This is a genomic window from Pseudothauera rhizosphaerae (assembly GCF_004801305.1).
GTDB lineage: Bacteria > Pseudomonadota > Gammaproteobacteria > Burkholderiales > Rhodocyclaceae > Pseudothauera > Pseudothauera rhizosphaerae.
The window spans coordinates 105942-118651 of record NZ_SSOD01000004.1 but is presented as its reverse complement, the minus strand read 5'-3'; the positions used below and the strand labels follow the sequence as shown (position 1 = coordinate 118651).

At 69.2% G+C, this 12710-nt stretch carries 13 protein-coding genes; 4 read left to right on the top strand and 9 right to left on the bottom strand.

Features of this window, described 5'->3' with window-relative positions; all coding sequences use genetic code 11:
• Nucleotides 1–15: 15 nt before the first annotated feature.
• The 4 genes from arsD to E6O51_RS06170 all read left to right on the top strand — a co-directional run bounded on the left by arsD (nt 16) and on the right by E6O51_RS06170 (nt 3725).
• Nucleotides 16–369 (top strand): arsenite efflux transporter metallochaperone ArsD, encoded by a 354-nt coding sequence (gene arsD, locus E6O51_RS06185; RefSeq protein ID WP_136384107.1) that lies wholly within the window; start codon nt 16–18, stop codon nt 367–369.
• 18 nt (nt 370–387) lie between these two features.
• On the top strand, nt 388–2148 hold the full coding sequence (gene arsA / locus E6O51_RS06180) for an arsenical pump-driving ATPase (protein ID WP_136384106.1): 1761 nt from the start codon (nt 388–390) through the stop codon (nt 2146–2148).
• A gap of 82 nt (nt 2149–2230) precedes the next feature.
• Entirely contained in the window at nt 2231–2461 is a 231-nt protein-coding gene (locus E6O51_RS06175) for a DUF2789 domain-containing protein (protein ID WP_136384105.1), read from the top strand.
• Between the two features lie 55 nt (nt 2462–2516).
• On the top strand, nt 2517–3725 hold the full coding sequence (locus tag E6O51_RS06170) for an MFS transporter (protein ID WP_168735200.1): 1209 nt from the start codon (nt 2517–2519) through the stop codon (nt 3723–3725).
• A 101-nt stretch (nt 3726–3826) separates the two neighbouring features.
• Here the strand turns inward: E6O51_RS06170 and E6O51_RS06165 are convergent, their stop codons facing one another.
• The 9 genes from E6O51_RS06165 to E6O51_RS06125 all read right to left on the bottom strand — a co-directional run bounded on the left by E6O51_RS06165 (nt 3827) and on the right by E6O51_RS06125 (nt 12686).
• Complete coding sequence (locus E6O51_RS06165; RefSeq protein ID WP_136384103.1) at nt 3827–4354, bottom strand: arsenate reductase ArsC; 528 nt, start codon at nt 4352–4354, stop codon at nt 3827–3829.
• Between the two features lie 102 nt (nt 4355–4456).
• Complete coding sequence (pstB, locus tag E6O51_RS06160; RefSeq protein ID WP_456238943.1) at nt 4457–5278, bottom strand: phosphate ABC transporter ATP-binding protein PstB; 822 nt, start codon at nt 5276–5278, stop codon at nt 4457–4459.
• A gap of 8 nt (nt 5279–5286) precedes the next feature.
• Entirely contained in the window at nt 5287–6657 is a 1371-nt protein-coding gene (pstA, locus tag E6O51_RS06155; RefSeq protein ID WP_136384102.1) for a phosphate ABC transporter permease PstA, read from the bottom strand.
• 18 nt (nt 6658–6675) lie between these two features.
• The gene (pstC, locus tag E6O51_RS06150; protein WP_136384101.1) at nt 6676–8052 is read right to left on the bottom strand and encodes a phosphate ABC transporter permease subunit PstC; all 1377 of its coding nucleotides are present in this window, start codon (nt 8050–8052) and stop codon (nt 6676–6678) included.
• Between the two features lie 116 nt (nt 8053–8168).
• On the bottom strand, nt 8169–9194 hold the full coding sequence (locus tag E6O51_RS06145; RefSeq protein ID WP_136384100.1) for a substrate-binding domain-containing protein: 1026 nt from the start codon (nt 9192–9194) through the stop codon (nt 8169–8171).
• A gap of 168 nt (nt 9195–9362) precedes the next feature.
• Nucleotides 9363–10118 carry an L-cystine ABC transporter ATP-binding protein TcyN gene (tcyN, locus tag E6O51_RS06140; protein ID WP_136384099.1) on the bottom strand — a complete coding sequence of 252 codons (756 nt, stop codon included), beginning with the start codon at nt 10116–10118 and terminating at the stop codon, nt 9363–9365.
• Nucleotides 10118–10780 (bottom strand): cystine ABC transporter permease, encoded by a 663-nt coding sequence (gene tcyL / locus E6O51_RS06135; protein ID WP_136384098.1) that lies wholly within the window; start codon nt 10778–10780, stop codon nt 10118–10120. The genes tcyN and tcyL overlap by 1 nt, the downstream gene beginning before the upstream one ends.
• On the bottom strand, nt 10777–11580 hold the full coding sequence (tcyJ, locus tag E6O51_RS06130; RefSeq protein ID WP_136384097.1) for a cystine ABC transporter substrate-binding protein: 804 nt from the start codon (nt 11578–11580) through the stop codon (nt 10777–10779). The genes tcyL and tcyJ overlap by 4 nt, the downstream gene beginning before the upstream one ends.
• Before the next feature lie 104 nt (nt 11581–11684).
• Entirely contained in the window at nt 11685–12686 is a 1002-nt protein-coding gene (locus E6O51_RS06125) for a D-cysteine desulfhydrase (RefSeq protein ID WP_136384096.1), read from the bottom strand.
• Nucleotides 12687–12710: the final 24 nt, after the last annotated feature.

The following is a 12710-nucleotide window of genomic DNA, read 5'->3' as shown; positions in this document are numbered from 1 at the left end:
AAAGGAATCCCCACCATGAAAACCATCCAGATCTTCGACCCCGCCCTGTGCTGCAGCACCGGCGTGTGCGGCACCGAGGTGGGCCAGGCCCTGGTCACCGCCGCCGCCGACCTCGACTGGGCTCGGCAGCAGGGTCTGCCGGTCGAACGCTTCAACCTCGCCCAACAGCCGCTCGCCTTTGCCGACAACGCCGTGGTCAGGGGTTTCCTCGAACGCTCCGGCCAGGACGCCCTGCCGCTGGTGCTGGTGGATGGCGAAGTGGCGCTGGCCGGCCGCTACCCCAGCCGTACCGAACTGGCGCGCTGGGCCGGCCTGCCCACCCTGCAACCCAGGGGCGAAGGCAGTACCTGCTGCGGCGGTTGCTGCTGAACCCGACCAGAGACCGCGATGCGCTTCCTCGACCAGCCGCCGCGCTTCCTGTTCTTCACCGGCAAGGGCGGCGTGGGCAAGACCTCCCTCGCCTGCGCCGGCGCGGTGCGCCTCGCCGATGCGGGACGGCGCGTGCTGCTGGTGAGCACCGACCCGGCCTCCAACGTCGGCCAGGTATTCGGCCAGGAGATCGGCAACGCGCTGGTGCCGATCGCCGCGGTGCCCGGCCTGACCGCATTGGAGATCGATCCGGAGGCCGCCGCCGGGGCCTACCGCGAGCGCATCGTCGGCCCCGTGCGCGGCGTGCTGCCGGACGACGTGGTGCGCGGCATCGAGGAACAGCTCTCCGGCGCCTGCACCACCGAGATCGCCGCCTTCGACGAATTCACCGGCCTCCTGACCGACCAGGCCCTGCTCGCCGACTTCGAGCACATCGTGTTCGACACCGCGCCCACGGGCCACACCATACGGCTGCTGCAACTGCCCGGCGCGTGGAGCGGCTTTCTGGAAAGCAGCGACAACGGCGCCTCCTGCCTGGGGCCCCTGGCCGGGCTGGACAAGCAGCGGCGGAAGTACCGCGCCGCCGTGGACGCGCTGGCCGACCCGGCACGCACCCGGCTGGTGCTGGTGGCGCGCGCCCAGGCCTCCACCCTGCGGGAGGTGGCGCGCACCCATGAGGAACTGGCCGCCCTCGGCCTCGGCCGCCAATACCTCGTCGTCAACGGTGTGCTGCCGGACACGGAGGCCGGCGCCGACCCGCTGGCCGCGGCCATCGCCGCGCGCGAGGCGGATGCGCTCGCCGCCCTGCCCGCCGCGCTGGCGGCGCTGCCCTGCGACCGGGTGGCGCTCAAGCCCTACAACCTCGTCGGGCTGCCGTCACTGCGCGCGCTGCTCGCCGGGGAATCCGGCGAAGCCGCGCCGCCGGCGCCCGCCCCTGCGGCAGCCGACGGCCTGCCGCGCCTCGCGGCGCTGGTGGACGACATCGCCGCCGCCGGCCACGGCCTGGTGATGCTGATGGGCAAGGGCGGCGTGGGCAAGACCACGCTGGCCGCCGCCGTCGCGGTGGAATTCGCCCGCCGCGGCCTGGCCGTACACCTGACCACCTCCGACCCGGCCGCCCATCTCGCCGAGACCCTGGAAGGCAGCCTGGATGCGCTCACCGTGAGCCGCATCGACCCGCACGCGGAAACCGAGCGCTACCGGGCCGAGGTGCTGGCCACCAGGGGCGGGGATCTGGATGAGCAGGGCCGCGCGCTGCTGGAAGAGGATCTGCGCTCACCGTGCACCGAGGAGATCGCCGTGTTCCAGGCCTTCTCCCGCATCATCCGCGAAGCCGGACGCAGCTTCGTGGTCATGGACACCGCGCCCACCGGCCACACCCTGCTGCTGCTCGACGCCGCCGGCGCCTACCACCGCGAGATGGTGCGCCACATGGACAAGAGCGGCGTGGCCCACTACACCACGCCGATGATGCAGTTGCGGGATCCCGCACGCACCCGGGTGCTGATCGTCACCCTGGCCGAAACCACCCCGGTGCTGGAGGCCGCGCGCCTGCAGCACGATCTGCGCCGCGCCGGCATCGAGCCCTGGGCATGGATCATCAACAACAGCCTGGCCGCCGCCCAGCCCGCGAGCCCCCTGCTCGCCCGCCGCGCCGCCGCCGAGCTGGCGCAGATCGACACGGTGCGCCGCGAACACGCCCGCCGCCTCGCCCTGGTGCCGCTGCAGGCCGTGGAACCGGTGGGCGTCGACCGCCTGGCAGCGCTGGCCGCAGACTGAAACGGCGGCCCCGCCACCTCTGCCGGGGTGCGCTATGGTGAAATCGGACACCAGAAATTCCGCCTTCCGAGGAGAAACCGGCATGGAAACCTCCAACCACGCGTTCAGCGATCTCTTCGCCCAGCTCGGACTGCCCGGCGACGCCGCGGCGATCACGCGCTTCATCACCACCCACCGCCCGCTGCCGGAAGATGTGGAACTGGCCGACGCGCCTTTCTGGACTCCGGCGCAGGCCGCCTTCCTGCGCGAGGAACTGGGCGAGGATGCGGACTGGGCCGAACTGGTCGACCAGTTGAACGCGGCCTTGCGCTGACGCCGGCAACGGGGAGCCCGGCCGGCGACGGAACGGAGCAGGTATGCTTGCGTCCATGTCCGCCCCGCTCCCCTCCTCCACGGCTCCACGCTCCCGCCACCTCGCCGCCATCGTCATTGCCCTCGGGCTGGCGCAGATCGCCACCTGGGGCAGCCTGTACTACAGCGTGGCGGTGCTCGCGGGGCCGATGGCCGAAGGGCTGGGCGTGTCGCGCAGTCTGGTGTTCGGCGCCTTTTCGGCCGCGCTGGGCGCCTCCGGCCTGGCCTCGCCGTGGGTGGGACGGGCCATCGACCGCCTGGGCGGACGCCGCGTGCTGGCTGGCGGCAGCGTGCTGGGGGCGCTGGCGCTGGCCGTGCTGGCGCTCGCCCAGGGGCCGGTGACCCTGTTCGCCGGCTGGCTGCTCGCCGGACTGGCGATGGCCGCCACGCTGTACGACGCCGCCTTTCCGGCGCTCTCCCAGGTGGCCGGCAAGGCCTACCGCAAGGCGCTCACCGCCCTGACCCTGTTCGGCGGCTTCGCCAGCACGGTTTACTGGCCGCTGGCCTGGTCTCTGGAAAGCACGCTCGGCTGGCGCGCCACGCTGGGGGTGTTCGCCGCCATTCTGCTGCTGGTGGTGCTGCCGCTGTTCTGGTTCGGCCTGCAGGGGGCGCCCGTGCCGGCGGCCCCATCGGCCGGCCCGGACACGCCCGCGCCGCAGGCGGACGCTCCAGCCGGGCCGCGCTTCCTGTGGCTGTGCACGGCCTTCGCGGTCTCGTCCTTCGCCATCTCGGCCATCGGCGCCCACGTGGTCGGCGCCCTGGGCGCCACCAGGCTGCCGGCCGCCCAGGCCATCCTGGCCGCCAGCCTGATCGGCCCGGCCCAGGTCGCGGGGCGCGTGGCGGAGCTGGCCTTCGCCCGCCGCCTGGTGCCGATCCGGGTCGGCATGCTGTCCTTCGGCGCCATGCTGCTGGCGATGCTGCTGCTGTGGGCGGCCGGCACGGCACCCTGGCTGGCCTTCGCCTTCGCGCTGCTGTACGGCGCGGCCAACGGCGCCATGACCATCGTGCGCGGCACCGTGCCGGCCGAACTCTTCGGCCGCGACGCCTACGGCAGCCTCATGGGGCGCATCGCCCGCCCGGCCTTCTTCGCCAAGGCCGCGGCGCCGCTGGCCGTCGCGCTGCTGCTGGCCAACGGCAACGGCTACGCGCCCATGGCGCCGCTGCTCGCGGCAGTCGTCGGCGTGGCCCTGGCAGCCTATCTGATGGCCGTGGACGGACGGCGGTGAGCTACCTCTGCCGGCAGCCAGGCCGCCGAGGATGCCGAACAGCAGCGCGCCCAGGGCCTTCCGCGCCCAGGCGGCGCGAAAGCGGGAACACGGCGCACGCCTCAGCCATCGGCCCGCTCCGCCCCCTCGCCGTGCGTCCAGCCGATGGCATCCATGCGCGACTTCAGACTGAAGCGGTCCAGACTCGCCAGGGGCAGACTCAGGAAGATGCCGATGCGGTTGCGCAGCATGCGGTAGGTGTCGGCGAAGGCGAGGTGGCGCTCGCTGTCCGAACCCTCCACGGCCACGGGATCGGGCATCCCCCAGTGCGCGGTCATGGGCTGGCCCGGCCACACCGGGCAGACTTCGCCGGCGGCCTTGTCGCACACCGTGATGACGAAATCCATCTCCGGCGCTCCCGCCGCGGCGAACTCGTCCCAGTTCTTGGAATGCAGGCCGTGCACCGGGTGGTCGAGCCTGGCGAGCAGTTCGAGCGCCAGCGGATGCACGGCGCCCGCGGGGTGACTGCCGGCCGACCAGGCGCGGAAGCGGCCCCTGCCTTCACGGTTGAGGATGGCTTCGGCGAGGATGGAGCGCGCCGAATTGCCGGTACACAAGAACAGGACGTTGTAGATGGGTTCGTCTGCCATGGATGAATCCTCCGGATAGGAAGTGGCGCGGATGATTTTAACGATTCAACGAATATTGAATTATAGGGGAAAACGAAGGGCGCCAACGGCGCCCCCGCGGCATCAACCGAAGCGGCCGGTGATGTAGTCCTCGGTCCGGCCGTCGGACGGGCTGGTGAAGATCTTCGTGGTGTCGTCCACCTCCACCAGGTTGCCGAGGTGGAAGAAGGCGGTGCGCCGGGAGACGCGCGCGGCCTGCTGCATGTTGTGGGTGACGATGACGATGGTGTAGGTCTCGGAGAGTTCGGTGATCAGTTGCTCCACCTTGGCGGTGGCGATGGGGTCGAGCGCGGAACACGGCTCGTCCATCAGGATCACTTCCGGGCTCACCGCGATCGCGCGCGCAATGCACAGGCGCTGCTGCTGGCCGCCCGACAGGCCGGTGCCAGGCTGTTCGAGGCGGTCCTTGACCTCTTCCCACAGGCCGGCGCGCTGCAGGCTGCGCTCGACGATATCGTCCAGCTCGGCGCGGCCGCTGGCCAGGCCGTGCAGGCGCGGACCGTAGGCGATGTTCTCGTAGATGGACTTGGGAAAGGGGTTGGGCTTCTGGAACACCATGCCGACGCGGGCGCGCAGCAGCACCACGTCCAGCGACCGGTCGTAGATGTCCTCGCCGTCGAGTTCGATGCGCCCGGTCACGCGGCAGCCGTCGATGGTGTCGTTCATGCGGTTCAGGCAGCGCAGGAAGGTGGACTTGCCGCAGCCCGAGGGGCCGATGAAGGCCAGCACCTCGTTCTCGTAGATGTCCAGATCCACGCCGTGCAGGGCTTCGGATTCGCCGTAGAACACGCGCACGTCGCGCGCGGCCATCTTGAGCGCGCCGTTGGCCACACCCACGAACTTTTCGGCGTTGACCAGCGTTGCACGCATGACGGTATCTTCCATTTTCATACTCACCACCTTTTCTCGAATCGTTTGCGCAGCCAGATGGCGAGCGCGTTCAGGCTGAGCATCAGGCCCAGCAGCACGATGATGGCGGCAGAGGTGCGCGCTTCGAAGAAGTTGCGCAGTTCATTACCCTGCCACAAATAGATCTGCACCGGTAGCGCGGTGGATTGATCGAAGGGCGTCGCCGGCACCGCGGCGACGAAGGCGCTCATGCCGATCAGCAGCAGCGGAGCGGTTTCGCCGATGGCCTGGGCGACGCCGATGATGGCTCCGGTGAGGATGCCCGGCAGGGCCAGCGGCAACACATGGTGCAGGATCATCTGCACCTTGGAGGCGCCGATGCCGAGCGCGGCCTGGCGGATGGACGGCGGGATGGCCTGCAGCGTCGAGCGCGTGGCGATGATGACGGTCGGCAGGGTCATCAGCGACAGCACCAGGCCGCCGACGATGGGAGCCGACAGGGGCATGTGGAACCAGTTGATGAACACCGCCGCGCCGAGCAGGCCGAAGATGATGGACGGCACCGCGGCGAGGTTGTTGATGTTCACCTCGATCAGGTCGGTGAAGCGGTTGCGCGGTGCGAACTCTTCCAGGTAGACCGCGCTCGCCACGCCGACCGGCACCGCGAGCAGGATGACAATGGCCATCATGAAGAGCGACCCCACGAAGGCCCCGGCCAGGCCGGCGGAAGCGAGCGAGCTGCGCGAATCCGGGTTGCCGAACAGCGTGGTGTTGAACTTCATCTGGATCACGCCGCGCTCGTGCAACTGGTCTGCCCAGGCGCGCACGTCGGGCGCCAGTTGCTGCTGGCTGTCGGGCAGGCTGCGGTCGATGTTCCCCTTGAGCCAGACGTCCACGTTGGCGTCGGCGAGCAGCTTGAGGGTCAGGCGCTGGCCGATGAGCGCCGGGTCCGCGATCACCCTGTCGCGCAGCACGAAACGTTCGCCGCTGGTGACCAGTTGGCGCAGCCGGGCGCGCGCGCGCGCGTCCGTCACTTCGGGCAGATGGGCGGCCAGCGTGTTCTCGATGATGCGGTTCCAGTTCGCCATGGTGAGCTGGGTCTGCCAGGCCATCTCGCGCTCGTGCAGTTGCGCGGGCGTCTCGCCGGGCTGGGCCACCGGGCGCGGATCGACCTTGATGATCTCGGGGTCGAAATACACTTCGGTGACCACCGTCGCCTGCCAGAAGGCCGGCACGCCCTTGGCCAGGATGCTGGCGAACAGCAGCGCGACCATCCCCAGGCCGAAGAACACCGCCGCGAGGCCGGCGGCACGGAAGCGCTTCTCGGCGCCGTGGCGGCGGGCGAGGGAACGCTCCACCAGGCGGCGCTGGGTGGACGGGTCCGTGCGCGGGGCGGAAGCGTCGTCGTTGTGCATGGATTCTGTTTCCACGGTTTACTCGTACTGTTCGCGGTACTTGCGCACGATGTAGAGCGCGACGATGTTCAGCGACAGGGTGATCACGAACAGCGTCAGCCCCAGGGCGAAGGCCACCAGCGACTGCGGGCTGGCAAAGTCGGTATCGCCGGTGAGCTGGTTGACGATGGTCACCGTCACGGTGGACACCGCCTCGAACGGATTGGCGTGCAGGATCGGGCTGTTGCCCGCGGCCAGCACCACGATCATGGTCTCGCCGATGGCCCGGCTCGCGGCCAGCAGGAAGGCGCCGACGATGCCCGGCAGCGCGGCCGGCAGCACCACCTTGCGGACGGTCTCGGACTTGGTCGCCCCCAGCCCCAGCGAGCCGTCGCGCATGGCCCGCGGCACCTGGGTGATGATGTCGTCGGACAGGGAGGACACGAAGGGGATGATCATGATCCCCATCACCACGCCGGCGGTCAGCGCGCTGGTGGCGCGGATGTCTATGCCCACCGTCTGCCCCAGGACGGAGAAGAACGGCCCGACGGTGATCAGCGCGAAGAAGCCGTACACGATGGTCGGCACGCCGGCGAGCACCTCGATCACCGGCTTGGCGACGGCGCGCAGCCACGCGGGCGCGTATTCGGCCATGTACACCGCGGTCATCAGGCCGGCCGGCACGGCGACCAGCAGCGCGATGATGCTGACCATCAGCGTGCCCCACAGCAGCGGCAGCAGGCCGAACTGGCCCTGGTCGGCGGCGCCGGTGGTGGAAAAGCGCGGATTCCACACGGTGCCGAAGAAGAACTCGGCCGGATTGACGAAGCGGAAGAAGTGCAGCGCCTCACCGACCATGGACAGCACAATGCCGATGGTGGTCAGGATGGCGATCGTGGAACTGATCACCAGCAGCGCCTGGAACACCGACTCGACTTGGTTGCGCGCCCGCAGTTGCGGGTCGATGCGGCGCAGCGTCCACACCAGGCCGGCGACGCACAGCACCGCCATGCTGGCGATCATCGCCAGGCGGCCGGTGTTCTGCAGGCTGCGCATGCGCTCGGCGGCGGCGAGCTCGAAAGCGGCCGGCTGATCGGAAACGCCGAAGCCCGAGGCGATCTGCTCGATGCGCCGCAGCAGCACTTCCAGCTCGTTGCCCTGCAGGCCCGCCAGATCCGGCGGCAACTGGTTGAGCACCACCGAGCGGATGATGCCCGGCTCGAACAGGGTCCACAGCAGGAACACGGCCAGGGCCGGCAGGCCGCACCACAGGGCCACCAGCAGGCCGTAGTAGCCGGGGCGCGAGTGCATGCGCGCGGCGCCCTGCCCGGCCACCGACCGGCTGCGCGCGAGGCCGAACTGATAGGCCAGCGCCATCAGCATCAGCAGCACGCAGATCAATACCCAATTATTCATTCGAACTCCGCTGTCGGCATTCGGCAATCACCCCGAACCGCGCTGCTGCGCGAATTCGGGGCGATCGTTGCGGCGGCCGGCCCAACCCGCGCCGGCCGTTTACCAGCATGCCGGTGTTACTGGACGGTCTTGCCGTTGCGCACGTTGGCGAGGATCTTACCGCGCTCGTCGTTGCTCAGCGGAATCAGACCGGCCGCTTCGAGGGGGCTGCCGAAGCCGGACACCTGCTCGCTCAGGAAGTACTCGGCATATTCCTTGAGGCCCGGGATCACGCCGATGTGCTCGCCCTTGACGTAGAAGAACAGCGGGCGGGACACCGGGTACTGGCCGGAACCGATGGTCTGCAGGCTGGGCGTCACGCCATTGACGGTGGCCACCTTGAGGCGGTCGCGGTTCTGGTCATAGAAGCTCAGGCCGAACACGCCCACCGCATCACCCTGGGCCTGCAGGCGTGCGAGGGTCTCGGTGTAGTCGCCGGCGATCTCGATCAGGCGGCCGTCCTGGCGCAGGCTGCTGCACACCTTCTTCTTCGCGTCGCCGTCCAGCGCCTTCACTTCCGGCAGCGCGTCGCAGCCGGCGTGGGTCACCTTCTCTTCGAACACTTCGCGGGTGCCGTGGTTGGAAGCCGGGATCACCAGCACGATCTCCTGGTCGGGCAGGGACTTGTCGATCTGCGACCAGCGGGTGTAGGGGTTGGCAACCAGCTTGCCGCCCTGCGGCACCTGGGCGCCGGCGGCGAGGAAGACGTGCCGGGGTTCGAGCGCGAAGCTGCCCTTGTCGGCACGCGAGGCGAACACGATACCGTCGTAGCCGATCTGCACTTCGATGATCTTGCCGACGCCGGCCTTCTTGCAGGCATCGACTTCCGCCGACTTGATCGGACGCGAGGCATTGGCGATGTCGATGGTGTTGGCACCCACGCCCTGGCAGAACTGGCGCAGGCCGCCCGACGAGCCGCCCGAGCCGACCACCGGCGTCTTGAACTGCGGGAAGGCGTTGCCGAATTCCTCGGCGACGATGCTGGCAAACGGCAGCACGGTGGACGAACCGGCGATCTGCAGGTTGTCGCGCGCCATGGCCGGCGCAGCGAACGAGGCGCCGACAGCCACGACGGCGGCCGCGATGAAGCTCTTGTTGAACATGTACGGATTCTCCAGTCTCGTGAATTCGGCTTTCCCGTCCGGGGCGGGCTCCCGCCTGAGCGGGAACGGAACGGATTATCCGCAGCAACGATGACAGTTCTGTTAAATGTCACGAAATGGATGCATCACCCGCAGCGCGGCGGGTGAACCCGGCCGGAACGCCGGGGCTCAGGCCTGGCGGTCGAGCAGGAACTTGCTCAGGAACTGCCGGGTGCGCTCTTCCCGCGGCGCGCTGAAAAGCGCCCTGGCCTCGCCCTGCTCCACGATCACGCCATGATCGATGAAGATCGCCCGGTCGGCCACGTCGCGGGCGAAACTCATCTCGTGGGTGACGATGACCATGGTGCGCTTCTCCTCGGCCAGGTCGCGGATGGTCGCCAGCACCTCGCCGACCAGTTCGGGGTCGAGCGCCGAGGTCGGCTCGTCGAACAGGATCACGTCCGGCTGCATGGCGAGCGCCCGGGCGATGGCCACGCGCTGCTGCTGCCCGCCGGAGAGGCGCCTGGGCCAGGCGTCCTCCCTGCCCGCCAGGCCGACCTTGGCCAGCAGCGCGCGAGCGCGCTCCACGGCCTGGGCGCGCGCCTCCTTCTTCACCTGCACCGGGCCTTCGATGACGTTCTCCAGCACGGTGCGGTGGGGGAAGAGGTTGAAGCTCTGGAACACGAAGCCGACGTGCTGGCGCAGTTTGCGGATCAGCCCGGACTGCCCCTTGAGCGGCCTGTCGGCGTCGATCTCGATGGCGCCCACCCGGATCTTCCCGCCAGAGGGCTCCTCCAGCAGATTGAGACAGCGCAGCAGCGTGGTCTTGCCCGAACCGCTGGGGCCGATGATCGCCACCACTTCGCCGGGGGCGACATCGAGATCGATGCCCTTGAGCACCTCGCTGCCCTTGAAAGCCTTCTTCAGGTTGCGGACGGAAATCATCAGGAATCCTGCTCGAACCGGTTGACCCGGGCCTCCAGGCGCGCCTGGAAGTGCGCCAGGACGCTGGCCATCAGCCAGTAGATCAGCGCCGCGGCCAGATACATGGTGAAGATCTCGAAGGTGCGGGCGGTGATCAACTGCGCCTGGCGGAACAGTTCCGGAACCTGGATGGTGGCGGCCAGGGCGGTGTCCTTGACCAGGGAGATGAAGCTGTTGCCCAGCGGCGGCAGGGCGGTACGCGCGGCCTGGGGCAGAATGGCGCGGTACAGCGTCTGCGCGCGGCTCATGCCGATGCTGGCGGCGGCTTCCCACTGGCCGCGGTCGATGGAGGCGATGGCCGCGCGCAGGATTTCCGAGGTGTACGCCCCCATGTTGAGCGAAAAGCCGATCAGCGCGGCCGGCAGCGGTTCCAGTTGGAGGCCGAGCTGGGGCAGGCCGTAGTAGATCATGAACAACTGGACCAGCAGGGGCGTGCCGCGGAAGAAGGACACGTAGATGCGCGACAGCCACCGCAGCGGCTGGTAGCCATACAGCCGCATCAGCGCCAGGGAAAAGCCGAGCAGCAGGCCGAAGGCCATGCCGCCCAGGCTCAGCACCACCGTCCATCCCGCGCCCTTGAGCAGGAAGGGCACGGAGTCCTGGATCAGTTGCAGGCTGATCATCGGCTGGTCACGTCGATGCCGAACCACTTCTCCGAAATGCGCTTCAGGGTGCCGTCGGCGCGCAGCGCGTCGATGGCGCCGTCGATCGCCGCCAGCAACTGGGGATTGCCCTTGCGCAGCGGGATGCCCGCCTCCTGGCGCGAGAAGGGTTCGCCGGCCAGGGCCAGCGTGTCGCCGGTCAGGCGGATGATCTCGGCGGCATTCAGGCGGTCCACCAGGATGGCATCGAGGCGGCCGATGCGCAGATCCTGGTTGCGGCTCGGGTCGTCGTCATAGGTGCGGATGTCGGCGCCCGGAGCATTTTCGCGCAGCCATTGCTCGTAGTTGGTGCCCAGCACCACGCCGATCTTCCTGCCCTTCAGCGACGCCGGGGTGGGGAACTGGTTTTCCTGCCCCTTGCGCGTCAGCACCTGGATGCCGGAATAGGTGTAGGGCTTGGAGAAATCGTATTTCTTGCGGCGCTCCTCGCCGATGGTGACCTGGTTGATGACCAGATCCAGACGGCCGGATTCCAGCGCGGCGAGGATGCCGTCCCACTTGGTGGGCTGGAACTCCGCCCGGACGCCCAACTGTTTGGCCAGCGCTTCGGCGAATTCCACCTCGAAGCCGGTCAGCTTGCCCTGCTCGTCCTGGAAGTTGAAGGGCGGGTAGGTGCCTTCGAGACCGATCCTGACCACGCCGCGCTGCTTGATGGTATCGAGCAGATCGGCGGCGAAACCGGGACCGGCCAGGCCGGCACCGAGCAGCAGGCCCAGGCTGCCGAGCAGGAAACGGCGGCGCAGGGAGGAGAAGAATTTCATGGCGAACCTCGTGCAGGCGATGAAGGGTCGGCTCACTCTAGGGCGAAATCCTTATGCGCAAAACTAATAAAAAATTATCTATATATTCCTTTTTGGTGAATCGATCAGCGCCCCTCGGCCGGGTGATAGGCGAACAGCGCCGGCGCGCCGCCGGTGTGCAGGAACAGCAGCGGCCCGTCGCCCGGAAAGGCGCCGCGCTCCAGGCCGCCGAGCAGGCCGGCGAAGGCTTTGCCGGTGTAAACGGGATCGAGCAGCACGCCTTCCTGGCCGGCCAGCAGGCGGATCGCCGCCAGACCGGCGGCGTTCGGCTCGCCGTAGCGCGGCGCGAAGTACTGGTCCCACAGTTCGATGCGCAAGCTTCCGGGCAGCGCCACGCCGAGCAGCCCGGCCGTACGCTGCAGCAGGCCTTCCACCTTGGGGCGCTGGGCCGCGTCCGGGCGCGACACGGTGACGCCGACCACGCGCGTGCCCGGGCGCATCGTTTCCAGGGCCAGCGCCAGGCCGGCATGGGTGCCGGCGCTGCCGGAGGCGAGCACCACGGCGGCAAAGTCGCGGCCGCTGGCCGCCATCTGTTCGGCCAGTTCCAGGCCGGCACGCACATAGCCCAGCGCACCGAGCGCATTCGAGCCGCCGATCGGCACCAGGTAGGGCCTGCGCCCCGCGGCGCGCAGGCGTTCGCAGGCGGCCCCGAGTTGTTCGTCGGCGTTGTCGAGGTCGGCCACCAGTTCCACCTCGGTACCGAACAGATCGAGCAGCAGGCGGTTGCCGTTGCCCAGGTAGTTCGCGTCGGCGGTGCCGATGGGGTTTTCCAGCAGGGCCAGGCAGCCGAGGCCGAACTGGGCGGCCACCGCCGCGGTCTGGCGCACGTGGTTGGACTGGATGGCCCCCGCGGTGACCAGCACGTCGGCACCCCGGGCCAGCGCGTCGGCGGCGAGGAACTCCAGCTTGCGTGCCTTGTTGCCGCCGAGGGCGAGCGGGGTCAGATCGTCGCGCTTGATCCACACCTCGCGGCCGAGGTGGCGCGACAGGCGCGGCAGCCTCTGCAGGGGAGTGGCCTGGGGGATCAGTTCCAGGCGCCGGAAGCGCGCAAGGGCGGTGGCGGGCATGGCGGCTCCTCGATGAGCGGAAGA

What these genes read in the sequence shown, in the direction of transcription:
- arsD (WP_136384107.1), top strand. Translation starts at nt 16, where the DNA reads ATGAAAACCATCCAGATCTTCGACCCCGCCCTGTGCTGCAGCACCGGC.
- arsA (WP_136384106.1), top strand. Translation starts at nt 388, where the DNA reads ATGCGCTTCCTCGACCAGCCGCCGCGCTTCCTGTTCTTCACCGGCAAG.
- E6O51_RS06175 (WP_136384105.1), top strand. Translation starts at nt 2,231, where the DNA reads ATGGAAACCTCCAACCACGCGTTCAGCGATCTCTTCGCCCAGCTCGGA.
- E6O51_RS06170 (WP_168735200.1), top strand. Translation starts at nt 2,517, where the DNA reads ATGTCCGCCCCGCTCCCCTCCTCCACGGCTCCACGCTCCCGCCACCTC.
- E6O51_RS06165 (WP_136384103.1), bottom strand. Translation starts at nt 4,354, where the DNA reads ATGGCAGACGAACCCATCTACAACGTCCTGTTCTTGTGTACCGGCAAT.
- pstB (WP_456238943.1), bottom strand. Translation starts at nt 5,278, where the DNA reads ATGGAAGATACCGTCATGCGTGCAACGCTGGTCAACGCCGAAAAGTTC.
- pstA (WP_136384102.1), bottom strand. Translation starts at nt 6,657, where the DNA reads ATGCACAACGACGACGCTTCCGCCCCGCGCACGGACCCGTCCACCCAG.
- pstC (WP_136384101.1), bottom strand. Translation starts at nt 8,052, where the DNA reads ATGAATAATTGGGTATTGATCTGCGTGCTGCTGATGCTGATGGCGCTG.
- E6O51_RS06145 (WP_136384100.1), bottom strand. Translation starts at nt 9,194, where the DNA reads ATGTTCAACAAGAGCTTCATCGCGGCCGCCGTCGTGGCTGTCGGCGCC.
- tcyN (WP_136384099.1), bottom strand. Translation starts at nt 10,118, where the DNA reads ATGATTTCCGTCCGCAACCTGAAGAAGGCTTTCAAGGGCAGCGAGGTG.
- tcyL (WP_136384098.1), bottom strand. Translation starts at nt 10,780, where the DNA reads ATGATCAGCCTGCAACTGATCCAGGACTCCGTGCCCTTCCTGCTCAAG.
- tcyJ (WP_136384097.1), bottom strand. Translation starts at nt 11,580, where the DNA reads ATGAAATTCTTCTCCTCCCTGCGCCGCCGTTTCCTGCTCGGCAGCCTG.
- E6O51_RS06125 (WP_136384096.1), bottom strand. Translation starts at nt 12,686, where the DNA reads ATGCCCGCCACCGCCCTTGCGCGCTTCCGGCGCCTGGAACTGATCCCC.